The organism is Tessaracoccus sp. OS52, assembly GCF_020687685.1.
GTDB lineage: Bacteria > Actinomycetota > Actinomycetes > Propionibacteriales > Propionibacteriaceae > Arachnia.
In genome coordinates this window covers 1,346,495-1,369,149 of record NZ_JAJEWM010000001.1, presented here as the reverse complement: position 1 = coordinate 1,369,149, position 22,655 = coordinate 1,346,495, and the positions used below count along the sequence as shown (strand labels likewise).

Below are 22,655 nucleotides of genomic sequence, written 5' to 3'. Positions count from 1 at the left end.
CTACCAAGCCCGCTGCGGAAGGGCCCACCACTCAGGTGGCGTCCAGATGGGGCAGGACCACCTCGCGGTGCAGGAGGAGCACCGCGGCCGCCGTCGGGATGGCGATCAGTGCGCCGATGACGCCCAGCAGGGTGCCGCCGATGATCGCCGAGAGCACGACCAGGGCACCCGGGACCTTGACGGCACGCTTCATCACGTTGGGGTAGAGGACGTAGGCGTCGAACTGCTGGTAGATGAGGAAGTAGATGATCGTGATGATGCCGATGGTGGGATTGACGGCGAAGCCGACCAGCGCGATCACGATCATCGCCATCGAGGACCCCACCAGCGGTATGAAGCAGAACAGGGCCGTCACGAAGGCCAGGGCAAGGGAGAACTGCCCCAATCCCACGATGTTCATGAAGATGAAGGCGCAGCCGGAGGCGACGCTCACGATCAGGAACATCCCCGTGATGTAGCCGGAGATGCCGCGGAAGATCTCGTCGGCGAGGTAGCGGACCCGGGGACGCCGGCTCGCGGGGGCGAAACGGTAGATGGTCTCCTTGATCGCCGGCAACGACGCGAGGAAGTAGATGGTCAGGACCAGGGTCATGATGAGCGAGAACACGACGTTGGCCAGGAGTCGGCCCGCCCCCCAGATCCCGCCGAAGAGGTTCTGGATCAGCTCACCGGAGACGAGGAACTGCTCCACCCGGGTGAGGATCTGGTACTGCTCGTCCCAGGCGGCGATCTGGGGGTTGGTGTTCAGGTTGTCGATCAGGCTGGGGACGCTCCTGGCGAGGTCCTGGGCCTGGGTGGAGAAGATCGGCACCACAGCGGTGATGCCCAGCACGATCACGCCGAGCAGGGTCACCGCGACGACCATGACCGCCACGCCCCGGGGAACCCGGCGCCGGGTGAAGAACTCCACGGCAGGAGAGAGCCCCAGGGCCAGGAACAGCGACATCACCACCAGGATCAGGATGTTGGACACCTGGCTCACCGCCGCGAACAGCGCGACTGCCACCAGGACGCCGATGGCACCGAAGAAACCCAGGGAGAAGGGCGAGGACTTCAACAGCTTCGACTCGCCCGTGGTCACCACCGGTGGCACCGGCTCCGGGCGCGCCTCGGGCACTGGGGTGAGCAGTTGCTTCGCGCCGCGTTGGGCGTCGCCGAAGAACCGGCCGACGAACTTCGCCACCCGGGGGCGCCCGCCGCCCCCGTCCGGATTGGGTCGGTGCTTGGCGAATCGTGCCCGTCTGCCCTTCACCCTGGGGACCGCCACCTCGTCGGGAGAGGGGGGAGGATCGGCAGACGGGGAGGAGACCGGCTCCGGTTCCTGTGGGACGAGGACGTCGTCGGACTCGTCCGGCTTGGGGGGCAGCGTCACCTACTGCTCGCTCTCGGGTCTGAGGAGGACGGTCTGCTCGTCGTCGGCCTGTGCCGCCTCGGTGGCGAGTTGCCTGAGGTCTCCGAGCGTGCTCAGGGCGGCCGCACGCTTGGCGCTGAGCGCTGCGATCTCCCTCTCCAGTTGCTCCTTGCGCCAGGCCACCTGCTCCTCGACGGCGCCTTCCAGTTCCTTGGCCCGGTTGCGCATGGTCGCCAGCGTCTCCTCGGCCTCGCGCGTGGCGTTCAGCCGGATCTCCTCGGCGTCCGCGACCGCCTGGGCACGGATGCGCGCGGCCTCCTCGCGTGCCGCCGTCACGGTCTCGGAGGCGGACTTCGACGCCTGCTCCGTCCTGGCCAGTTGCTCCGCCAGCGCCTCCTCGGCGGACTTCGCCTGGCCGCTGGCCGCTGCCAGCGTCTGCTCCGCGGATTCCTGCGCCGCGAGGCTTGCGGTGGAGGCGTCGCGCTCGGCCGCCTGCAACAGGTGGGCTGCTTCGGCCCTGGCGGTCGCCACGGTCGCCTCGGCGCGTGCCCGGGCATCATCGAGGATCGCCTTGGCCCTCGACTCGGCGTCGGTGGTCACGAGTGCGGCGTCCTTCTTTGCGGCTTCGAGCGCCTGCTTGCCGGCGTCGGCCTGCTCCGAGCGGAGCTTGCGGAGCCCGGCCAGGCCGCTGAGGCGGACGTCGTCGGCCTCCTTCTGCGCCGACTCCCGCAGAGCGGCCGCCGTGCGCCGCGCCTCGGTCTTGATCCGTTCCGCTTCGTGTTCGCCGAGGCGCACGAGTTCCGCAGCTTGTGCCTCGGCGGCGTGCAGCAGGGTCTTGGCGTGGGCGCCGAGACGAGTGAAGTCGCTGGCGCCGGTCTCCGCCCGTACGAACTCCATCTCCCGACGCAACTCGCGGACCTGCACCCGGAGCTCGGTTACCTTCTGCTCCATCTCGCGGACGTAGCCGTCGACGGCCTGCCGGTCGTAGCCGAGCATGGAGTGCGGGAAGTTGCCCGCGGCTGAGGCCCGGTCCTCGAAGAGATTGAGGCCCGTCTCCTCGGTGTCCTCATAGTCCCTGTGTGAATCGGTCACCAGTATCCTCCTCGACTTCCCCCCACCAACTGACCACGAGCCTAGCGGGTGGGGGGGTGGAAACGAGGGGAGTGCCGGTCAGTGTCCCGCGTCGGCCGCGGGCTCGACGAGTTCGAGCAGCACGCCACGCGCGTCCTTCGGGTGCACGAAGTTGATGCGGCTGTTCGCGGTCCCGCGCTTGGGCTCGGGGTAGAGCAGGCGCATGCCACGCGCACGCAGCACCTCGCTGACCTTGTCGAGGTCCTTGACCCGGTAGGCCAGTTGCTGGATGCCGGGACCGTTCTTGCCGATGAACTTGCCGATCGCGGAATCCTCCCGCAGGGGCGCCAGGAGCTGGATCTTGGCGTTCTCCTCGCCCTGCTCCCCGGTGCCCAGCATCGCCTCGGCGACTCCCTGTTCCTCGTTCACCTCACGATGCAGCTCTCGCCAGCCGAAGGTCTCAGTGTGGAACTTGACGGCCTCATCGAGGTCCGGGACCGCGAGTCCCACGTGGTCGATGCAGATGAAAAGGTCTTCGTTTGCCATGCCTCCAACTCTGGCACACGGCGTCGCGCGCGGACGGGGCGGGGTGATGATCTTCCGATGCACTCACCGGCGCGTCGCCGTGGATTCCTTGGGTCGTCGGGCAGACTGTGTGGTGAACCGTTGCGTCGAACCCCGGGAGGTAGGAGTGGTGGGCTGGATCAAGAAGATCCTCGTCTTGCTGGTTGCTGCCTTCGTGGTGTTCTACCTGTTCACGCGCCCAGAGGCGGCTGCAGAAGCGGTGAAGACGTTCTTCGGGGCCTTCGAGGCGCTGGGCACGTTCTTCACCAGCCTTGCCAGCTAGGGGTTCCGGCGTGGCCTTCCTGCGGCGGTTCCTCGAACCGGACGTGAGTCGCCACCTCCTCGAAGTGGAGGGTGAGGTCGTGGTGGACGAGGTCCGCAAGCACTGGGCGGCAACCCTGTGGTGGTACGTCCTGATCGCCCTGAGTGGCGTCCTGTTCGTCCTGATGATTCCCGCCGGCAACTACTTCTGGTTTCCGCTCTCCCTGGGGCTGGTGGCGTTCTGCCTGGGGATGTGGAAGTGCCACGTCGCCTACATGGACAGGTTCGTGATCACCAACATGCGGGTCTTCCGCATCCATGGAGTGTTCAACCAGCACCTCGCCACCATGCCCATGACGCGCATCCTGGACATCTCCCTGACCCAGACGCTTGAGGGGCAATTGCTCGGCTACGGCCACTTCGTGTTCGAGTCCGCGGCCCAGGACCAGGGTCTCAAGGAGATCCGGTTCGTCGGGCGGCCCGAGGAGCGCGACCTGACCATTCAGCGCGTGATCCAGCGGGCCGGCCTGCGCAAGACGATGCAGGCCGACCAGGCCGGCTTCTAGCCCCGGGCCCGAGCCACTCAGCCAGCCAGGGTGGCGTTGACCAGCGCCTTCGCCTCCGCCTGTACCGCGGCGAGGTGGTCTGCATCCTTCAACGACTCGGCGTAGATCTTGTACTTGTCCTCGGTGCCCGAGGGCCGGGCCGCGAACCACGCGTTTGCGGTGGTCACCTTGATGCCCCCGATCGCGGCGTTGTTGCCCGGCGCCTGCGTGAGGACACCCGTGATCGGCTCCCCGGCCAGTTCGGTGGCAGACACGTCCGACGGGCTGAGGCGCCCCAGGCGGGCCTTCTGGTCACGATCCGCGTCAGCGTCGATCCGTGCGTAGTAGGACTTGCCGAACTCGGCCTCCAGGTCCGCGTAGTGCTCGCTGGGGGACCTCCCTGTTACCGCCTTGATCTCACTGGCCAGCAGCGCGAGCAGGATTCCGTCCTTGTCGGTGGTCCACGTGCTGCCGTCCTTGGCCAGGAAGGACGCGCCCGCGGACTCCTCGCCCCCGAAGCCGATTGATCCGTCGGTGAGGCCGGGCACGAACCACTTGAACCCCACCGGCACCTCCACCAGGCGACGTCCCAGTTTGGCCGCCACCTTGTCGATCAACGACGAGGAGACCAGCGTCTTGCCGATCCCGGCGTCGGGGCTCCAGCCCGGGCGGTTGGCGAACAGGTAGCCGATGGCGACGGCGAGGTACGCGTTGGGATTCATCAACCCCGCGTCCGGGGTGACGATGCCGTGGCGGTCGGAGTCGGCGTCGTTGCCCGTGGCGATGTCATAGGAGTTCCGGCTGGCGATCAGGGAAGCCATGGCGTCGGCCGACGAGCAGTCCATGCGGATCTTGCCGTCGGTGTCGAGGGTCATGAAGCGCCAGGTCGGGTCCACCGTGGGGTTGACGACCTTGAGGTTGAGCCGGGTGGTCTCGGCAAGGTATTGCCAGTACTGCACCGAGGCGCCGCCCATCGGGTCCGCGCCGATGTGCACCCCGGCGGCGATGATGGCGTCGAGGTCGATGGCGTCGGCCAGTTCCGAGCAGTAGGTGGACCGGTAGTCGTAGCGCACGACGTCGGCGGCCGCTCGCTCGTAGGGAGTCCGCGCGATCGCCGAGGGGTTTGCCAGCAGTTCGTTGGCGCGCGCCGCGATGACGCTCGTCGCGTCGGAGTCGGCCGGACCACCGTTGGGCGGGTTGTACTTGAAGCCGCCGTCGCGTGGCGGGTTGTGGGAAGGCGTGACGACGATGCCGTCGGCCAGCGCGTCGCGGTGCTCGCGGTTGTGGCGGATGATCGCACGGGAGACCGCCGGGGTGGGGGTGTACTCGTCGTCGCGTTCAGCGTGGATGGTGACTCCCGCGGCGTGCAGCACCTCGATGGCGGTGCGCCAGGCGGGACCGGACAGGGCGTGGGTGTCCTTGCCGATGTAGAGAGGGCCGGTGGTGCCCTGCTCGCGCCGGTACTCGACGATGGCCTGCGTGGTGGCGGCGATGTGCGCCTCGTTGAACGCCGTGTCCAGGCTTGATCCGCGGTGCCCGGAGGTGCCGAAGACGACCTGCTGGTCCGGGTTGGCCGGGTCGGGCGAGAGGTCGTAGTAGGCCGCGAGAACGGCGTCGACGTCGATGAGGTCGGATTCCTGCGCCGGCTGCCCGGCTCGCTCATGTGCCATGGGTCCATACTGGCACCTGGTCCGGGCGCCCGCATGCGGTGCCGTGGGATGCGTCTCGGGGTGCCCGTTTGAACCCTTCGCCGACGGCGGCAAAGATGGGACCATGACCGACCCCAACTTTTCGCGTCCCGGAGCCGTTGACCTTTCCGGGCTCTCCACGCCCACGCCTCAGGCCGGCGGGGGAGCCAGCTACGTCGTCGAGGCCGGTGAGGCCGACTTCCAGGGCCTTGCCAACCTCTCCATGCAGCACCCGGTCATCGTGGAGTTCCACTCGCCGCGGGACAACCGCGGGGCGGACCTTTCCCGGACGCTGGCGGAACTGGTCAACGCCGCGCAGGGCAGGTTCCTGCTGGCGCGGGTCGACGTCGACGCCGCGCCGCGGCTGGCCCAGCAGTTGGGGGTGCAGGCGGTCCCGATGGTGGTGGCCATCATCGGTGGCCAGCTCGCCCCGCTCTTCCAGGGCACGCGGGGCAAGGAGGAGATCCAGCCGTTGCTGGACCAGGTTGCCCAGCTGGCCGTCGCCAACGGCATGACGGGCCGTGCCCAGCCGGTGCCCGCGTCGGGCGGCGCTGAGGAGGCCGACGCGCAGCCAGCCGCCGATCCGCGCTTCGCCGCTGCCGACGATGCGCTCCAGGCGGGCGACTACGCCCGCGCGGTCGAGGAGTTCGACAAGCTCCTGGCCGCCACCCCCGGCGACGCGGAGGTCATCGCGGGCCGGGCGCAGGCAGCGTTGCTGCAGCGCAGCGTCGGCTTCGACGCCAAGGCGATCGTCACGAAGGCGGCAGCAAAGCCGAACGACGTTGCGACGCAGTTGGATGCTGCCGATCTCGAGGTGATCCAGGGGGAGTACGCGGCGGCCTTCGACCGACTTCTGGGGCTCGCGGGCGAGTTGCCCGCCGAGGAGCGCGATCCCATCCGGGTCCGGCTGCTCGAACTGTTCGAGGTTGCCGGACGGACCGATCCGGCGGTGCTCAAGGCGCGCCGCCGACTCTCGAGCCTGTTGTTCTAGGTCCTCAGGGGACTGGGTTGCCGTCCTCGGTCATCCCGCGGTAGCCGTCCAGGACCAGTTCGATGCGGCGGGCCGACAGTTCCGTTACGTGGTCGCGGAGTCCTTCGCGCGGCACCCAGTGCAGCGCCCGGATCTCGGCGTCGGAGACCAGCAGCTCGGCGGCCACATCGTCGGCCAGGGTGCCGCCGTCGAAGATGAACTCCACGGCGTCTGACCAGCCGAGGTAGGGCGGCATCCAGTCGACAATGGCAGGCTGCCCGAAGCTGACTGCCAGCCCGATCTCCTCGAGCACCTCCCGCTCGGCGCCGACGCGCGGGGTCTCGCCGGGCTCCACCACGCCGCCAGGCAGTTCCCAGTCCTCCTTGTAGACGGTCTCGGTCAGCAGGACCCGATCGGAGGTGTCCCGGAACACGGCGTGCCCGATGATGCGTTTGGTGGGCAGGACCGAGTCCATGACACCAGAGAACCCCATCGGGCCATAGACGGGGTCGATCGCCAGCCGGGCGTAGACCAGCACGTCGACGAACTCACCGGAGCTGGTCTGCTGGGCAGCGCGCAACCTGCCCTCCAGCCTGAAACCGCAGTGGTGAACCGCGATGCGTGCCGCCCGGTCCGTGGCCAGCAGGTCCACCTGCAGGCGGCGCAGGTCATGGGCGATGATCGCGTCGTCGGCGGCGAGGCTCACGGCACGCCGGAGGGTTTCCCCGTCAACCACCTGCTCGTCCCAGCGCAGGCGCCCCACCCCCGCCGCGATGTCGACGTGAACCTTGAAGTCCGTCACGACTCCTCTTGCGCGTCCGCCCCGACGGTGTGGCGCAGCCAGATGGAGCCCAGCGGCGGCACTGTCACGCGACCCTGCGCGCTGAAGTGTCCCCAGGGCTCACCGGTGGCTTCGATCGCACCAAGGTTGCCATGCTCACCGGAGCCGTCGTAGGCCGTCGAGTCGGTGTTGAGGATCTCCTCCCACGTGCCCTCTGCGGGCAGGCCGATCGAGTAGTCACGCAGGGGCTCCGCCGAGAAGTTGGTGATGCAGGCCACGTGGTTGCCTTCGGAGTCGTGGCGCACCCAGCTGATGGTGTTGTGCCCGGCGTCGTCGGCGTTGATCCAGGTGAAGCCCTCCGGTGAGGCGTCCAGTTCATAGAGGGCGGGGTTGTCCCGGTAGATGTGGTTGAGGTCGCGGAACAGGCGCTGCAGTCCACCGTGTCCCCACAGGTCCGTGACCCACCACTCCAGGCTCACGGCCTCGTTGAACTCCGGACGCTGCCCGAACTCGGATCCCATGAAGACCAGTTGCTTGCCCGGGAAGGACCACATGAACGAGTAGTAGGCCCGCAGCGTGGCGAACTGGCGCCAGTCGTCCTGCGGCACCTTGTTGATCATCGATCCCTTGCCGTGGACCACCTCGTCATGGCTGATCGGGAGGATGAAGTTCTCCGAGTAGGCGTAGACCATGGCGAAGGTCAGCAGGTTGTGGTCGTACTGGCGGTAGACGGGATCCAGCTGCAGGTAGCGCAGCGTGTCGTTCATCCAGCCCATGTTCCACTTGAAGCCGAACCCCAGTCCGCCCTCGTGTACCGGCTTGGTGACCCCGGGGAAGCTGGTGGACTCCTCGGCGATCATCAACACGCCGGGCTGGCGCTCGTAGAGGTGGCGGTTGACGTAGCGGAGGAAGTCGATGGCCTCGAGGTTCTCCCGGCCGCCGTACTGGTTGGGCACCCACTGGCCCTCGTCGCGGGAGTAGTCCAGATAGAGCATCGAGGCGACGGCGTCCACCCGCAGGCCGTCGATGTGGAACTCCTGGACCCAGTACAGGGCGTTGGACACCAGGAAGCTCTTCACCTCGTTGCGGCCGTAGTTGAAGATGTAGGTGCCCCAGTCGGTGTGCTCTCCCTGACGGGGGTCGGCGTGCTCGTAGAGCGCGGTTCCGTCGAAACGGCCCAGCGCCCACTCGTCCTTGGGGAAGTGGCCCGGAACCCAGTCCAGGATGACGCCGATACCGGCCTGGTGCAGCCGGTCGATCAGGTGGCGCAGGTCGTCGGGCTTGCCGAAACGGCTGGTGGGGGAGAAGTAGCCGGAGACCTGGTAACCCCAGGACGGCTCGAACGGGTGCTCGGCCAGGGGCATCAGCTCGACGTGCGTGTAGCCCTGCCAGGTGACGTACTCGACCAGTTCGTCGGCCAGTTCCAGGTAGGACTTGCCCTTGCGCCAGCCCCCCAGGTGCAACTCGTAGATGCTCATGGGCTCCTGGTGGGCCTTCGCGGTGGTGCGGCGCGCCATCCACTCGTCGTCGGACCAGACGTACTTCGACTCGTACACGATGCTGGCGTTGGCCGGTGCCTGCTCGCTGAAGACCGCGACGGGGTCGACCTTCTCCCGCCAGACGCCGTCGGGACCCTGGATCCGGAACTTGTACAGCGTCCCCTCTCCAAGGCCCTCGATGAACCGGCCCCAGACCCCCGAGCCGGGGATGAGCCGCATCTCGTCACCGGTCCACCAGTTGAACGGGCCGACGACCTGCACCGCCTGGGCATTGGGGGCCCAGACCGTGAACCGGACCCCGGTGACGTGCCCGGTCTCGTCGTCGTCGAGCGTCACGACGTGTGCGCCGAACCGCTTCCAGATCTCGGTGTCCCCGCCGTTGTGGAAGCCCTCGAAGTCCCAGCCGGCCAGTCCTGCGAATTGGTCGTGCGCCATTTCAGTTCTCCCTCGCGAGTGATTCCAGAAAATCTAGCGGTACGCGCAGCCACGCGGGCCGATTGCGGGCCTCGTAGAGGACCTCGTAGACCGCCTTGTCCAGTTCCAGGGCGCGCAGCAGCCTCTCCTCGATTCCCCCCGAGGCCCCGTAGCCGGCCAGGAACGCGGTGCGTGCCTCGCGCAGCCAGTCGCCGCCATCGGCGCCGGTGCTGGCGGCGGCGTAGTCGAACGAGCGCAGCATGCCGGCGACGTCTCGCCATGCGATGTCGGGCTGCTGGCGTTCCTCGATGGTCTTGAGCGGTTCGCCCTCGAAGTCGACGTAGCGCCACTCGCCCCGGGTGAGGAGGACCTGCCCGAGGTGGCAGTCGCCGTGGATGCGTTGGGTTGGAAACGCGCCGTCGCCGAGTTCAGCCAGGGTGGACTCGACCAGGCCCCGGAACCGCGACAGGTCGGGAACCTCCCGCGCCGCGAGTTCGAAGCGCTGTGTGGCGGCTCGGGCGAAGTCGGCCACCTGGGCGGTCCCGGTGGGCAGGACCGCGGCGAGCTTGTCGTGGATCTCGGCCAAGGCGTGGCCCAGGGCGCGGGCGTGGGCGGCGAAGCTCTCGCCGTCGGCCGCGCGCCGGCAGGCCAGGACGTAGCCGTCGACCGGGTCCGGCAGCGTCTCCAGGAAGATCGCCAGGTCCGTTTCCCCCTCCCGCCAGGTCCCGTAGAGCTCGGCCACCGCGCCGGTGCCCGCGAGCGCCTCGTGGAGTTCGGCATCTGGGTTGCGACCGTCCTCCAGCCGTCGGAACACCTTGCACAGCACCTCGTTGCCGAAGAACAGCGTCGTGTTGGACTGCTCGCCGCCGTACCGGCGAGCGGTGAGACCGGTGGGAATCTCGCGAACTGGGTGGAAACCGGGCGCCGACGAGGCGAGCCAGTCCAGCAGCAGCGCGGACGCCTCGGGGTCATCGAGCAGTTCGCCGACGGCGTGCGTGACGCCCCCCAGATCCACCTCCGCCAGGATCGGTGCCACCTGCTGGCCGAGCCGACGGTAGACCAGCGGGACGAGGTAGCGTTCCGCGGTGGCGCCGGGGTACTGGACCTCGATCACCGCCGTTCGCACCCCCGGTCCGGGATCCGGCTGCTGGAGCCAGTCTCCCAGCTGGACCGATCCCAGTTGTCCATTGCGGGACCTGCCGGAGTACCAGCGGGCGTCGGAGGTCAGCTTCCAGAGGGCTGCGTGGAGTTGCTCGTTCTCGGAAGGCACGCCGCATCAGTCCTTGGTGGTCACGTGGAGGACGTGGGCCACCCGGCCCGGGTGCAGTCGGACGAATGGCCGGCCGTCCCAGAAGTACTCCTCGCCGCTCAACTCGTCCAGGACGCGGAACTCCGCCGAGCCTGCGACCCCGAGCGCCTCCAGGTCGAGGTCGAGCACGCTCTCCACCCCGTTGTCCGGGTCCAGCGAGACCACCACCAGAACCACGTCGTTGCCGTCGTGCTTGGAGTAGGCGATGAGCTGGTCATGACCGGTCTCGTGGAACGCGACGTCCCGGAGCTGCTGCAGGGCGGGATGACGCTCGCGGATCTCGTTGAGCGTGCCCAGCAGCAGGTTGAGATTGGGTTCGGCGTCGAAGTCGCGGGGCCGGTACTCGTACTTCTCCGAATCCAGGTACTCCTCGCGGCCGCGGGCGTTCGGCTCGTGCTCGAAGAGCTCGTAGCCGGAGTAGACCCCCCAGGACGGCGACATGGTGGCGGCCAGAATCGCGCGGATCGCGAAGATCGAAGGGTTCCCGGACTGGAGGTGGAAGGGGTTGATGTCGGGGGTGTTGACGAAGAAGTTGGGGCGGTAGTAGGCCGCCATGTCCTTCGACAGCTCGGTCAGGTACTCCGTCAGCTCGGCCTTGGTCTCGCGCCAGGTGAAGTAGGTGTAGGACTGCTGGAAGCCCACCTTCCCCAGCGCTGCCATCATCTGCGGTCGGGTGAAGGCCTCGGCCAGGAAGATGACCTCGGGATTGGTGCCGTGGATCTCCTCCAGCAGCCAGTCCCAGAACTCGACCGGCTTGGTGTGGGGGTTGTCCACGCGAAAGACGGTGACTCCGCGACCGATCCAGAACTTCACCAGTCGCAGCACCTCGTGGTAGATGCCATGGGGGTCGTTGTCGAAGTTGATGGGGTAGATGTCCTGGTACTTCTTGGGAGGGTTCTCCGCGTAGGCGATCGTCCCGTCCAGTCTGGTGGTGAACCACTCCGGGTGGTCCCGGACCCAGGGGTGGTCCGGGGAGGCCTGCAGCGCCAGGTCCAGCGCCACCTCAAGACCCACGGAACGGGCCTTGTCCACGAAGCGGTCGAAGGCCTCGAAGTCACCCAGGTCCGGATGGATGGCGTCATGGCCGCCGGACTCCGACCCGATCGCCCAAGGTGAGCCCGGGTCGTGCTCACCGGGGGTGAGGGTGTTGTTGCGGCCTTTGCGGAAGGCCTTGCCGATTGGGTGGATGGGGGGCACGTAGACGATGTGGAAGCCCATGGCGGCGGCAGCGTCGAGCCGCGCGTGCGAGGAGTCGAACGTGCCCGACTCCCAGGAACCGTCCGCATGCTGGCGCGCGTACTGCGAACGGGGGAAGAACTCGTACCAGGACGAGTAGAGGGCCCGCCTGCGTTCGACGCGGATGGGGTATTCCTTGGTGGGCGTCACGTGCTCGCGGGGTCCGAAGCGCGCCATGGCCCGCGCCACCGGCCGGGACTGCAGGAGTTCCACCAGTTCCTCCGCCGGTGTTTCGGGGTGCAGCACCTCGATGACGGCCTGGAGGATGGCGGCGGCGCTGTTCACGCCCAGCGCACGCGCGTTCTCGGCGGCACGCCCGACGACCTCCCGGCCCTCCATGCACACCAGTTCGAGATCCATGGCGAGGGGAAGCTTGGCCTCGGCATGGTGGAGCCAGGTGGCCCAGGGGTCCGACCACCCCTCCACGCGGAAGGTCCAGTCGCCCTCGGAAGCCATCCGAACATGGGCCTGCCAGATGTCGAGGCCCTTCGGTTCAACCTGGTGCAGGTCAACGCGGCGCTGGGTACCGTGCGGTGCCGTCAGGATGACCGAGGCGTTCACGGCGTCGTGGCCCTCCCGGAACACGTGCGCCTGGATCAGGACGCGTTCATGGACGACCGCCTTGGCCGGGTAGGCGCCGTCGGCGATGACCGGTTGGACGTCGCACACGGGGATCCGGCCGAAGCCGCCCTCGGTGCGACGGAGGTGCTTTCCTGCGGGGCTTGTATCGCTCACGCCCCCAGCCTAGCTGCGGGTTCGACCCGCCGTCGGGCTCACTCGAGGCCTTGGGTGGTTCCCCCGAACGCCGGCGACTCGTCCTTCATCAGCTCGAGCAGCTCCGCGGCGGTGGTGGGGACCTGTGCCCGCATCACGACGACGCTGCGGGCAGGCAGCGGGAAGGGGGCCCCCGCCTGGAAACTCCCGGAGGGGATCTCGTCGTCCACCAGCGAGTGCCAGATGACGGTGTAGCTGCTGGCCCAGGGGAGCCCGGGGAGCGTGATCTCCCGGTGGCCGGCGCCGGAGTGGAACCAGATGAGGAAGGCGTCCTGGGAGTCCGACAGGTACTTGCCGAGCAGGCGGCGCTCCCCGTCGTGCCAGTCGGCCTCGCCCATCTGCCCGTGGGAACCGTTCATCCACGTGAGGTCGACGCGCTGCAGGTTCTCACCGTGGACGTTAATGACCTCCTGGTGGTAGAGGAACTCGCTGGTGCGCAGCAGTTTGTGCTCGGCACGGAGGGCCAGCAGGGAAGCGGTCCGCTCCCGCACCTTGCGCCAGCGGTCGTCGACGTCCCAGTCCACCCAGGAGATGGGGTTGTCCTGGCAGTAGGCGTTGTTGTTTCCGCGCTGGGTGCGGCCGAACTCGTCGCCGGCCAGCAGCATCGGGGTGCCGGCAGCGAGGATCTGGGTGGCCTGGAGGTTCAGCACCTGCCTGGCCCGCAGCGAGTTGATGGCGTCGTCCTCGGTCTCGCCCTCCCACCCGTGGTTCCAGGAGCGGTTGTTGTCGGTGCCGTCGCGGTTTGCCTCGCCGTTGGCGAGGTTGTGCTTGACGTCGTAGCTGACCAGGTCCCGCATCGTGAAGCCGTCGTGGGCGGTGATGAAGTTGATGCTCGACTGCGGCCGCTGGCCGGGCCTGTCGTAGAGGTCCGGGGACCCAGACAGGCGGGTGGCCAGTTCCTGGACTCCCGGCACGGCGCCGCGCCAGAAGTCCCGGGCGTGGTCGCGGAAGCGGTCGTTCCACTCCGACCAGCCGGGGCCGAACTGGCCCACCTGGTAGCCGTAGGGGCCGACGTCCCAGGGCTCGGCGATCAGCTTGATGCCGTCGAAGGCGGGGTCGGTCTCGATGGCGCGCTTCAGGGGGTGGTTCTGGTCCACATGGTGGGCTCCGTCACGCAGCAGGGTGGTTGCGAGGTCGAACCGGAAACCGTCGACGCCCATCTCCTTGACCCAGTACTTCAGCGAGTCCACCACCAGCTGCGCCACCATCGGGTTGGCGGTGTTCACCGAGTTGCCGCAGCCGGTGACGTCATAGTCGTCGCGCCGGTCGTTGGTGAGGCGGTAGTACTGGTGGTGGTCGATCCCGCGCATGGACACCGTGGGGCCCTCGTGGCCGCCTTCGGCGGTGTGGTTGTAGACCACGTCCAGGATCACCTCGATGCCAGCCTCGTGCAGCGCGCTGACCATGGTCTTGAATTCCTGGACCTGTCCGCCGGTGGTCCCATAGGTGGCGTAGAAGGCGTGCGGTGCGAAGAATCCCAGGGTGTTGTAGCCCCAGTAGTTGCCCATGCCCCGGGCGGCCACGAACGGTTCGGAGACGAAGTGGTGCACCGGCAGCAGTTCGACGGCGGTGACGCCGAGTGCCAGGAGATAGTCGATCACCCCGGGGTAGGCCAGCCCCAGGTAATTGCCGCGCAGGTGTTCGGGGACCACGGGGTGGGTCTTGGTGAAGCCGCGCAGGTGCAGTTCGTAGATGACCGACTCGTCCAGACTCCGGCGGCGCTCCAGGGGAGTGGGTGGCGGGGTGTCGGCGACGACGACCGACAACGGTACCGAACCGAAGGAGTCGGTCCCGTCCAGTTCGAAGTGGTTCCCGAGTGCGTGGTCATGGATCGGCCCCAGGTAGTCGATGCCTCCAGTGATCGCCCGGGCATAGGGGTCTACGAGCAGGCGGGCGGGGTTGAACCGGCTCCCGGCACCCGGGTCCCAAGGGCCGTGCACGCGGTACCCGTAGAGCTGCTGCGCGCCGATCCCGGGGACGAGAGTCGTCCAGATCCCACCCGGTGACGGGCTCATAGCGACGCCTGTCTGCCGGCCGTCCGCGCTGACCAGCACCAGGTCCACTCGGTCGGCGCGCGGGGCCCAGAGACCGAAGCGGACACCGCCGCGGGTCACGTGCGCTCCCAGCACGCTCGTGTCGGGAACCCCTGCTGTCATAAAAATGCTTTTCTCGCTTCGTGCTCTCAAAGGCCCATCGTTCATGAGTCCCGTACATTGTGCCGCATCCGGCCCCAGTCGCCGTCCCCGAGCGGCGCGTCGCGCTAGGTTTGCCGGCGTGAGTGCGACCAGCAGTTACCTCGACCACGCCGCCAGTTCTCCGATGCGTCCGGTCGCCATCGAGACGCTCAACCGACATCTGCGGTTGGTCGGCAATCCCTCCGCTCTCCACGTGGCGGGCCAACGGGCCAGGAGGGCGTTGGAGGAGGCACGGGAGCTCCTTGCCCAGGCGCTCGGGGCGCACCCCACGGAAGTCGTGTTCACCTCCGGGGGGTCGGAGGCCGACAGCATCGCGGTGGTGGGAGGGATGGCGTCGCGGCGGGACGAGGGGCGCACCCGCTGCCTCGTGTCAGCCATCGAACATCCCGCAGTGCTGGGAATGACCGAGCGCGGTGCCCAGACCCTTCCGGTCACCCGTTCGGGCACCGTCGATGTCGACGCGGCCACGGCGCTCATCGACGAGGCCACCGGCGTCGTGTCCGTCATGGCGGTGAACAACGAGACCGGCATCCTCCAACCGCTCGAGCCGATCCGCCGCGCCGCCCGTGCCGCAGGCGCCTGGTTCCACACCGACGCGGTGCAGGCGCTCGGCCACGTCCCGCTGGACTTCCGCGATGGCGGCTACGACCTGATGTCGGTCTCGGCGCACAAGGTCGGGGGCCCCGTCGGGGTGGGGGCCCTGGTGGTTCGGCGGGCGCTCAAGCCGGCGCCCATCGGCCTGGGCGGGGGACAGGAACGCGAGATCCGTTCCGGCACGGGGATGGTGGCCCTGGCCGCCTCGTTCGCGGCGGCTGCAGTGGAGGCTGTCGCGCAACTGGAGACCGAGGGTGCACGCCTGCGGGGCCTGGCTGCCGAGATCGTGGCACTGGCGCAGCGGTGCGAGGGCAACGTCAACACCTTGGCTGCCGAGCATGCCCCGCACATCGTCAACGTCACCTTCCCGGGCCTGCGCGCCAACGACCTGTTGTTCCTGCTGGACCAGCGGGGCATCTACGCGTCGGTCGGGTCGGCCTGCCGGGCGGGTGTGCACCAGCCCAGCGAGGTGCTGCTGGCAATGGGACGCAACGCCGACGAGGCGGCCGCGACGCTGCGGTTCTCGATAGGTCACAGCACCACGAAGCAGGACCTGGAGCGGCTGGTCGACGTCCTGCCAGGCGCCGTCGCCCGCGCCCGGGAGGCCTTCTGACTCCTCGGGTTACGATGGTGGGCCGAACCACCAACAATCCAGAGAACCGGGGATCCATCGTGAGAGTGCTGGCAGCCATGTCAGGGGGAGTGGACTCAGCCGTCGCTGCCGCCCGGATGGTCGCAGCCGGCCACGAGGTCACCGGAGTGCACCTGGCGTTGTCGAAGAACCCCCAGAGTTACCGCACGGGAGCGCGGGGCTGCTGCTCGCTGGAGGACTCTCATGACGCGCGGCGCGCCGCCGACGTGCTCGACATCCCCTTCTACGTGTGGGACTTCGCCGAGGAGTTCCAGGAGCAGGTGGTCGACGACTTCGTCGCGGAGTACCAGGCCGGCCGGACCCCGAACCCCTGCCTGCGCTGCAACGAGAAGATCAAGTTCGCAGCGGTGCTGGACCGTGGCATCGCGCTCGGCTTCGACGCCGTAGCCACCGGCCACTACGCCCGCATCGTCGACAACGGGGCGGAGGTGGAGCTGCACCGCGCCGTCGATCCCGAGAAGGACCAGTCCTACGTGCTCGGAGTCCTGAACCAGACCCAGCTGAGGCATTCGTTGTTCCCGCTCGCCGACACCCCCAAGACCCAGGTCCGCGAGGAAGCGGCGAGCCTGGGGCTCTCGGTGGCGAAGAAGCCGGACTCGCACGACATCTGTTTCATTCCCGACGGTGACACCCAGGGCTTCCTGTCGCGCTACCTGGGCCAGAGCGAGGGCGAGATCGTCGACGCCGACGGCGTCAAGCTCGGCATCCACCACGGGAGCCACAACTTCACCGTCGGCCAGCGCAAGGGCCTGGACCTCAAGATTCCCGCCCCCGATGGCAGCCCCCGCTACGTCCTGCGGATCGAACCGGTCAACAACACCGTGGTGGTGGGCTCGCGGGAGCAGCTCGCGGTATCCACGCTGCGGGGCATCCGGCCCACCTGGACGCAGCACCCCGTCGAGGGGCCTTGGCGCGGCCAGGCGCAGTACCGGGCGCACGGCGCGCCGGCCGACGCGACCATCTCCCGGCGTGCCGGGGAGCTCGTGGTCGAACTCGACGAACCCGCCACGGGAATCGCGCCCGGGCAGAGCGTCGTGGTGTTCGACGGTGACCGCGTCGTCGGCTCCGCGACGCTGGCCGACGCCCGCTGATGCGCATCACCGCTGCCGGCTCGTTGCCGGGTGACGACTTCCGCGGCGCCCTCACGGCCATGGCGGAGGCGTTGCCGGAGCTCCTCGCGTTTCCGGAGCTTCCGGCGCGCGGGCCGGGGTCGGACATGGTGGGCCGGGCGCTGGGGCTGGTCGACGGGCTCGGCTTCGACCTGCAGCCGGCGGGCTGGCGCCTGACCAGCGCCTCAAGCCCCGAACACCGCCGCGCTGCGGGGCAGTGGCGCTCCGACCTCGACGACGCCGAAGAGCTGCTCCAGGGTTTCGACGGTGTGCTGAAGGTGGCCGTCGCTGGTCCTTGGACCCTCGCTGGCAGCGTGGAGCGGCCACGGGGAGACCGGCTGCTGTCGGATCCGGGTGCGCGCCGCGAACTCGCGCAGGCGCTCACCGAGGCCGTCGGGGAACTGCGGGCGTCCCTGCAGCGCAGGCTCCCCGCCGCCACCGTGTGGCTCCAGGTGGATGAACCCCTGCTGCTCGCGGTCGCGGACGGCTCCCTGCCCACCGCCAGTGGCTTCTCGCGCCATGCGGCAGTCGACGGCCCCGAACTCGCAGGTGCGCTCCAACCGCTCGCCGACGGCGCCCTGCTGCACTGTTGCGCCGCCGGTGACTGGCTGCCGACCGCACGCCACGCGGGGTTCATGGGCGCCTCGATCGACACCCGGCTGTTCACCTCGGCAACCGCACTGGACCGCGTCGGCGAGTGGCTCGCGGACGGCCTCACGCTCGTGGCCGGTGTCGTGGACACCGCTGGCGCGCAGCGGCAGGGAACCGACGCCCTCGTGGCCGAGGCGCTGCGGCTCCTTCGACCCCTGGAGCTCGATCCCGGACTGGTCGGCCAGCGGGTGGTGCTGGGCACGGCTTGCGGCCTGGCGGGCTGGGAGCTGCGCGACGTCGGAGGACAGCTGGAGGCGCTGCGGAGCGCCGCCGCCCTGCTCGAGGAGCAGCTGGCGCGCTGAAACGACCACTGACTCGTTGACCGCGGCCGGTAGCATTGCAGCGTGCGCGTCTTCTCCGACCTGAACCTGAACGGTCCGGCCCCAATGCGGGCCCAGCCCAAGGTCGGCGAATGGGGCCCGGACCAGGTCCCCAGCACCCGGTGGAAGAAGTGGCAGCGCGTGCTCGTCCCGGTCATCGCCATCGCCCTGGCCGTCGGCGTGTTCTTCCTGGCACGCATGTTCTACCTGATGCTCACCCAACCGCAGGCGATGCTCGCCCTCGGCGGCTGATCGAAGCGTCATGAGCGAGGCAGTGGTCCGCGACTCCCGCGGTGAGAACCTCAGCCTGTTGCTCGGAGCGATCGGACTCCTCGTGGGTGCCGGCGTCGGCCGCGCCGTCCTGGACCCGCCCTCGCCCCTGTTCGGCCAGGGCTCGGTGGGGGAACTGGCTGCCTGGACCGCCTTCTTCACCGCAGGGGGGTCGTTCGTCGTCGCGATGGTGCGGATCCTGCCGCTGGTCCGGCCGTGGTTGCGCAGGCTGCCCCTCTGGCGCAAGCTCCTCGACGTCGCCGGTCTGGCACTGGTGCACGGCGCCTTCAGCTTCTTGGGCACGGCGGCCCTGTTCTCCGTGTTCGCGGAGGCCTTCAGCGGCCTTGAGACGGATAGGTGGGCCGGCGCGTTCCTGGTCTCGCTGGCCTGCGGGGTCTGCGCGTACGCCTCCGCCGGCAACGCGACCTCCATGACCACAGAGTCCCTCTCGGTACTGGTGGCCGTGTTCCTCGTGGTCGGGGCCACGGCCTCGGCCCTCTACGCCTCCGACGAGTCCTGGTGGCAGCACCACTTCTCCGCACTGGGGGCCGCGGCCGACGCGTCGGGTGTGGTGTTCAACTTCACCCTCATCCTCACCGGCGTGGTACTGACCACGGTGGCGGACTTCCTGACCCACGACCTGTCGGTCTGGGCGGAGCGGGAGGGTGAGCGTCGCTGGAAGGTCACCTTCGTCCGGCTCAGCCTGATCGCCCTGGGAGCGCTCCTGGCAGGCGTGGGCCTGGTACCCGTGAGCCTGTCGCTGTTTTGGCACAACCTGGTCACCTACGCCCTGATCGGGGTCTTCGTGCTGGCGCTGCTGGGCGCGCCGCTGCTGTTCCGACGCCTGCCCGGTGGCTTCTGGGTGGTGACCGTCGTCGTGGTCGTCCTGATCGCGGCGGCGGTCTTCCTGCACCTGGGGATCGGCTACCTGAACATCACCGCATTCGAACTGGCCGCCGTCGGGGTGGTGTTCGGATGGCTGCTGCTGTTCATCCGGACGGTCGCCGCCGCCGCGGCCACCCAGCCCGTGGAGCCGGCTTTCCTGCCGGGTGGCGGCTCGCCCTAGGATGGGGCGGAATCCCGAACACGCAAGGAGATCGACCGTGGCGTTGACCCCAGAAGAGGTCGCCCGGCTCGCGGGTCTCGCGCGCATCCAGCTCACCGAGCAGGAGTGCGCCGAACTCGCGCCAGAGCTGGACGTGATCCTGACCTCCGTACACCAGGTGGCTGAGGTGGCCGGCCCTGACGTGCCGCTGATGACCCACGCCCTGCCCCTGGTGAACGTCACCCGCCCCGACGTCGTCCAGCCCTCCCTGACCACCGCCGAGGCCCTCTCCGGTGCCCCGGCCGCCGAGGACGGCCGCTTCCGCGTTCCCCAGATCCTGAGCGAGGACTGATGACCGACACCACCCTCCTGACCCGCCCGGCCCATGAACTGGCCGGCCTGATCGCCGACGGCGAGGTCACCTCTGCCGAGTTGACGAGGCTGCACCTGGAGCAGATCGAGGCCCTCAACCCCACCCTGAACGCCTTCCTGCACGTGGACGCCGACGGTGCGCTCGCGGCCGCCCGCGCCGTCGACGACGCCCGCGCCTCGGGCGCCGACCTCGCACCCCTGGCCGGCGTCCCGATCGCGGTCAAGGACAACTTCTGCACAATCGGGCAGCCCACCACCTGCGGCTCCCGGATGCTCGAGGGCTGGATCCCGCCCTACGACGCCACCGTGGTCACCAGGCTCCGCGAGGCGGGGCTGGTGATCCTCGGCAAGACGAACATGGACGAGTTCGCGATGGGCTCCTCGACGGAGACCTCGGCCTTCGGGCCGACCCGCAATCCCTGGGACCTCGAGCGGATCCCCGGTGGCTCCGGCGGTGGCTCGTCGGCCGCTGTCGCTGGCTTCCTGGCCCCGCTGGCGGTGGGATCGGACACGGGCGGCTCGATCCGGCAGCCCGGTGCGGTGACCGGCACCGTCGGCATCAAGCCCACCTACGGCGGCGTGTCCCGCTACGGCGTGGTCGCGATGGCCTCCAGCCTGGACCAGCCGGGCCCTGTCGCCCGCACCGTCCTGGACGCCGCCCTGCTGCACCAGACCATCGGCGGGCACGACCCCCGTGACTCCACCTCCATCGCGTCCCCGCTCCCGGGGCTGGCCGAGGCCGCCCGCAGGGGTGAGGTCAAGGGGCTGCGCGTCGGAGTGGTCAAGGAGTTCGGCGGGGAAGGCTACGAGGCCGGCGTCGAGGACCGCTTCCACGAGGCGGTCGAGCTGCTGCGCGAGGGGGGTGCCGAGGTGGTCGAGGTGTCCTGCCCCAACTTCGAGTACGCGCTCAGCGCCTACTACCTGATCATGCCCTCGGAGCTCTCCAGCAACCTCGCCCGGTTCGACGCGATGCGCTACGGACTGCGGCTGGGCGACGACGGCACCCGCGGCGTCGAGGAGGTCATGTCCATCACGCGGGGCGAGGGGTTCGGGCGGGAGGCCAAGCGCCGCCTGATCATCGGCACCTACGCCCTGTCCAGCGGTTACCAGGACCAGTACTACGGCTCGGCCCAGAAGGTCCGCACCCTCGTGGCACGGGACTTCGAGGCCGCCTTCGCCAGCTGCGACGTGCTGGTCTCGCCCACGACGCCCACCGTCGCATTCCGGCTGGGGGAGCGGATGAGCGACCCGTTGGCCATGTACAAGGCGGATCTGTGCACCATCCCGTCCAACCTGGCCGGCAACGCGTCGGCGTCGTTCCCGGTGGGCACCTCCGAGGAGGGGTTGCCCGTCGGCCTCCAGGTCATCGCGCCGCCCATGGCCGATGACCGCCTCTACCGCGTCGGTGGCTTCCTCGAGGCGACGCTCGAACAACGATGGGGAGCGCCGATGCTGCACCGCATGAACCCGCTGGCCGACACGTTGGCGGTGCTGTGATGACCGAGATCCTGGACTACGACGAAGTCCTCGAGGCCTATGACCCGGCGCTGGGGCTCGAGGTGCATGTGGAACTGAACACGTTGTCCAAGATGTTCTGCGGCTGCTCGACCGCGTTCGGCGACGAGCCCAACTCCAACACCTGCCCGGTGTGCCTCGGCCTGCCGGGCGCGCTGCCGGTGGTCAACGCCAAGGCCGTCGAGAGCGCCATCCGCATCGGTCTTGCCCTGAACTGCCGGATCGCCCCCTGGGGCCGGTTCGCCCGGAAGAACTACTTCTACCCGGACATGACCAAGAACTTCCAGACCTCCCAGTACGACGAACCGATCGCCCATGACGGCTGGGTGGAGATCGAGGTCGACGGCGAGGTGGTGCGAATCGAGATCGAGCGCGCCCACATGGAGGAGGACGCGGGCAAGCTGACCCACGTCGGGGGCGCGGGCCGCATCCACGGTGCGGAGTACTCGCTCATCGACTACAACCGCGCCGGCACCCCGCTCATCGAGATCGTCACCCGCCCGGTGCTCGGGACCGGGGCGAAGGCGCCCGCCGTCGCCAAGGCCTATGTGGCGCACCTGCGCGAACTGATGCGTTCCCTGGGCGTGTCCGACGTGCGCATGGAGCAGGGTTCGCTGCGCTGCGACGCGAACCTCTCGCTCGCGCCGAGGGGAGCGGCGGGACTGGGGACCCGCACGGAGACCAAGAATGTCAACTCCCTGCGTTCGGTGGAGCGGGCGGTGCGCTACGAGATGCAGCGGCAGGCGGCGGTCCTGGCCGCGGGCGGCACGGTGGTCCAGGAGACGCGCCACTTCGACGAGGCCACCGGCACCACCAGCCCCGGCCGCCCCAAGTCCGACGCCGACGACTACCGCTACTTCGCGGAGCCGGACCTGGTGCCAGTGGCACCGTCGGCGGAATGGGTGGAGGAACTCCGGGCCACGCTGCCCGAGCCGCCCGCGGAGCGTCGCAGGCGCCTGGCGGCGGAGTGGGGCTTCGACGAGATCGCCATGAACACCCTGGTCAACCTCGGTGCTCTGGTGCTGGTGGAGGACACCGTCGCGGCAGGGGCCTCGCCCCAGGCGGCACGGAAATGGTGGGGGACCGAGCTGGCCCGGCGGGCCAACGAGGCCGGCGTCGGCGTGGACGAGCTCACGATCACTCCGGAGCAGGTGGCGCAGGTGCAGCGGATGGTCGACGACGGCAAGCTCACCGACAAGCTGGCCCGCTCGGTGTTCGACGGCGTGCTCGCCGGCGAGGGCAGCCCGGACCAGGTGGTGCAGCAGCGGGGCCTCCAGGTGGTCTCCGACGACGGCGCGCTGTCTGCTGCGGTGGACGACGTCATCGCGGCCAACCCCGACGTTGCGGCCAAGGTGCGCGACGGCAAGCACCAGGCCGCCGGCGCCCTCATCGGCCAGGTGATGAAGGCCATGCGCGGTTCTGCCGACGCCGCTCGCGTCCGCGAGCTGATCATGGAGAAACTCGGCTGA

At 69.0% G+C, this 22,655-nt stretch carries 20 protein-coding genes; 11 read left to right on the top strand and 9 right to left on the bottom strand.

Annotated features, from left to right (window positions below; genetic code table 11):
* Positions 1–31: 31 nt before the first annotated feature.
* The 3 genes from LKO27_RS06415 to mce all read right to left on the bottom strand — a co-directional run bounded on the left by LKO27_RS06415 (position 32) and on the right by mce (position 2,968).
* Positions 32–1,372, bottom strand: a complete 1,341-nt coding sequence (locus tag LKO27_RS06415; protein ID WP_227736276.1) for an AI-2E family transporter — start codon at positions 1,370–1,372, stop codon at positions 32–34.
* The gene (locus LKO27_RS06410; protein ID WP_227736274.1) at positions 1,373–2,443 is read right to left on the bottom strand and encodes a DivIVA domain-containing protein; all 1,071 of its coding nucleotides are present in this window, start codon (positions 2,441–2,443) and stop codon (positions 1,373–1,375) included.
* 78 nt (positions 2,444–2,521) lie between these two features.
* Positions 2,522–2,968 (bottom strand): methylmalonyl-CoA epimerase, encoded by a 447-nt coding sequence (gene mce, locus LKO27_RS06405; RefSeq protein ID WP_227736272.1) that lies wholly within the window; start codon positions 2,966–2,968, stop codon positions 2,522–2,524.
* A 148-nt stretch (positions 2,969–3,116) separates the two neighbouring features.
* Here mce and LKO27_RS06400 point away from each other — a divergent pair, with 148 nt between their 5' ends.
* Both LKO27_RS06400 and LKO27_RS06395 read left to right on the top strand, forming a co-directional pair.
* Complete coding sequence (locus LKO27_RS06400) at positions 3,117–3,269, top strand: hypothetical protein (protein WP_227736270.1); 153 nt, start codon at positions 3,117–3,119, stop codon at positions 3,267–3,269.
* Positions 3,270–3,279: 10 nt separating this feature from the next.
* Entirely contained in the window at positions 3,280–3,813 is a 534-nt protein-coding gene (locus LKO27_RS06395) for a PH domain-containing protein (protein ID WP_370629952.1), read from the top strand.
* Between the two features lie 17 nt (positions 3,814–3,830).
* Here LKO27_RS06395 and pgm read toward each other — a convergent pair whose 3' ends face one another.
* Positions 3,831–5,462 (bottom strand): phosphoglucomutase (alpha-D-glucose-1,6-bisphosphate-dependent), encoded by a 1,632-nt coding sequence (gene pgm, locus LKO27_RS06390; RefSeq protein ID WP_227736268.1) that lies wholly within the window; start codon positions 5,460–5,462, stop codon positions 3,831–3,833.
* A 103-nt stretch (positions 5,463–5,565) separates the two neighbouring features.
* Here pgm and LKO27_RS06385 point away from each other — a divergent pair, with 103 nt between their 5' ends.
* On the top strand, positions 5,566–6,471 hold the full coding sequence (locus tag LKO27_RS06385) for a tetratricopeptide repeat protein (RefSeq protein ID WP_227736266.1): 906 nt from the start codon (positions 5,566–5,568) through the stop codon (positions 6,469–6,471).
* A 4-nt stretch (positions 6,472–6,475) separates the two neighbouring features.
* Here the strand turns inward: LKO27_RS06385 and LKO27_RS06380 are convergent, their stop codons facing one another.
* The 5 genes from LKO27_RS06380 to glgX are packed head-to-tail and all read right to left on the bottom strand — an operon-like array spanning position 6,476 to position 14,619.
* On the bottom strand, positions 6,476–7,252 hold the full coding sequence (locus LKO27_RS06380) for an NUDIX hydrolase (protein WP_227736264.1): 777 nt from the start codon (positions 7,250–7,252) through the stop codon (positions 6,476–6,478).
* Entirely contained in the window at positions 7,249–9,165 is a 1,917-nt protein-coding gene (glgB, locus tag LKO27_RS06375) for a 1,4-alpha-glucan branching protein GlgB (protein WP_227736262.1), read from the bottom strand. The genes LKO27_RS06380 and glgB overlap by 4 nt, the downstream gene beginning before the upstream one ends.
* A 1-nt stretch (position 9,166) precedes the next feature.
* On the bottom strand, positions 9,167–10,414 hold the full coding sequence (locus tag LKO27_RS06370; RefSeq protein WP_227736260.1) for a phosphotransferase: 1,248 nt from the start codon (positions 10,412–10,414) through the stop codon (positions 9,167–9,169).
* 6 nt (positions 10,415–10,420) lie between these two features.
* A complete protein-coding gene (locus tag LKO27_RS06365) occupies positions 10,421–12,424 on the bottom strand; it encodes a maltotransferase domain-containing protein (protein ID WP_227736259.1) in 2,004 nt (667 codons plus the stop codon).
* Between the two features lie 38 nt (positions 12,425–12,462).
* Positions 12,463–14,619, bottom strand: coding sequence for a glycogen debranching protein GlgX (glgX, locus tag LKO27_RS06360; protein ID WP_227736257.1), 2,157 nt, complete (start codon positions 14,617–14,619; stop codon positions 12,463–12,465).
* Between the two features lie 118 nt (positions 14,620–14,737).
* Here glgX and LKO27_RS06355 point away from each other — a divergent pair, with 118 nt between their 5' ends.
* The 8 genes from LKO27_RS06355 to gatB are packed head-to-tail and all read left to right on the top strand — an operon-like array spanning position 14,738 to position 22,655.
* Positions 14,738–15,865 (top strand): cysteine desulfurase family protein, encoded by a 1,128-nt coding sequence (locus LKO27_RS06355; RefSeq protein WP_227736255.1) that lies wholly within the window; start codon positions 14,738–14,740, stop codon positions 15,863–15,865.
* A gap of 59 nt (positions 15,866–15,924) precedes the next feature.
* Entirely contained in the window at positions 15,925–16,995 is a 1,071-nt protein-coding gene (mnmA, locus tag LKO27_RS06350; RefSeq protein WP_370629951.1) for a tRNA 2-thiouridine(34) synthase MnmA, read from the top strand.
* The gene (locus LKO27_RS06345) at positions 16,995–17,966 is read left to right on the top strand and encodes a hypothetical protein (RefSeq protein ID WP_227736252.1); all 972 of its coding nucleotides are present in this window, start codon (positions 16,995–16,997) and stop codon (positions 17,964–17,966) included. Before mnmA ends, LKO27_RS06345 begins: the two co-directional genes overlap by 1 nt.
* A 42-nt stretch (positions 17,967–18,008) precedes the next feature.
* Complete coding sequence (locus LKO27_RS06340) at positions 18,009–18,236, top strand: hypothetical protein (protein WP_227736250.1); 228 nt, start codon at positions 18,009–18,011, stop codon at positions 18,234–18,236.
* A gap of 10 nt (positions 18,237–18,246) precedes the next feature.
* Positions 18,247–19,320: a hypothetical protein gene (locus LKO27_RS06335; protein ID WP_227736247.1), complete on the top strand. Its 1,074-nt coding sequence runs from the start codon at positions 18,247–18,249 to the stop codon at positions 19,318–19,320.
* A gap of 1 nt (position 19,321) precedes the next feature.
* Positions 19,322–19,651 (top strand): Asp-tRNA(Asn)/Glu-tRNA(Gln) amidotransferase subunit GatC, encoded by a 330-nt coding sequence (gatC, locus tag LKO27_RS06330; RefSeq protein WP_227736245.1) that lies wholly within the window; start codon positions 19,322–19,324, stop codon positions 19,649–19,651.
* A complete protein-coding gene (gatA, locus tag LKO27_RS06325) occupies positions 19,651–21,168 on the top strand; it encodes an Asp-tRNA(Asn)/Glu-tRNA(Gln) amidotransferase subunit GatA (protein WP_227736243.1) in 1,518 nt (505 codons plus the stop codon). The genes gatC and gatA overlap by 1 nt, the downstream gene beginning before the upstream one ends.
* Positions 21,168–22,655 (top strand): Asp-tRNA(Asn)/Glu-tRNA(Gln) amidotransferase subunit GatB, encoded by a 1,488-nt coding sequence (gatB, locus tag LKO27_RS06320; RefSeq protein WP_227736242.1) that lies wholly within the window; start codon positions 21,168–21,170, stop codon positions 22,653–22,655. Before gatA ends, gatB begins: the two co-directional genes overlap by 1 nt.

Excerpts from the sequence above, each read along its gene's own strand:
- mce (WP_227736272.1), bottom strand. The coding sequence starts at position 2,968 with ATGGCAAACGAAGACCTTTTCATCTGCATCGACCACGTGGGACTCGCG.
- pgm (WP_227736268.1), bottom strand. The coding sequence starts at position 5,462 with ATGGCACATGAGCGAGCCGGGCAGCCGGCGCAGGAATCCGACCTCATC.
- LKO27_RS06385 (WP_227736266.1), top strand. The coding sequence starts at position 5,566 with ATGACCGACCCCAACTTTTCGCGTCCCGGAGCCGTTGACCTTTCCGGG.
- glgB (WP_227736262.1), bottom strand. The coding sequence starts at position 9,165 with ATGGCGCACGACCAATTCGCAGGACTGGCCGGCTGGGACTTCGAGGGC.
- glgX (WP_227736257.1), bottom strand. The coding sequence starts at position 14,619 with ATGACAGCAGGGGTTCCCGACACGAGCGTGCTGGGAGCGCACGTGACC.
- LKO27_RS06345 (WP_227736252.1), top strand. The coding sequence starts at position 16,995 with ATGCGCATCACCGCTGCCGGCTCGTTGCCGGGTGACGACTTCCGCGGC.
- LKO27_RS06335 (WP_227736247.1), top strand. The coding sequence starts at position 18,247 with ATGAGCGAGGCAGTGGTCCGCGACTCCCGCGGTGAGAACCTCAGCCTG.
- gatC (WP_227736245.1), top strand. The coding sequence starts at position 19,322 with ATGGGGCGGAATCCCGAACACGCAAGGAGATCGACCGTGGCGTTGACC.
- gatA (WP_227736243.1), top strand. The coding sequence starts at position 19,651 with ATGACCGACACCACCCTCCTGACCCGCCCGGCCCATGAACTGGCCGGC.
- gatB (WP_227736242.1), top strand. The coding sequence starts at position 21,168 with ATGACCGAGATCCTGGACTACGACGAAGTCCTCGAGGCCTATGACCCG.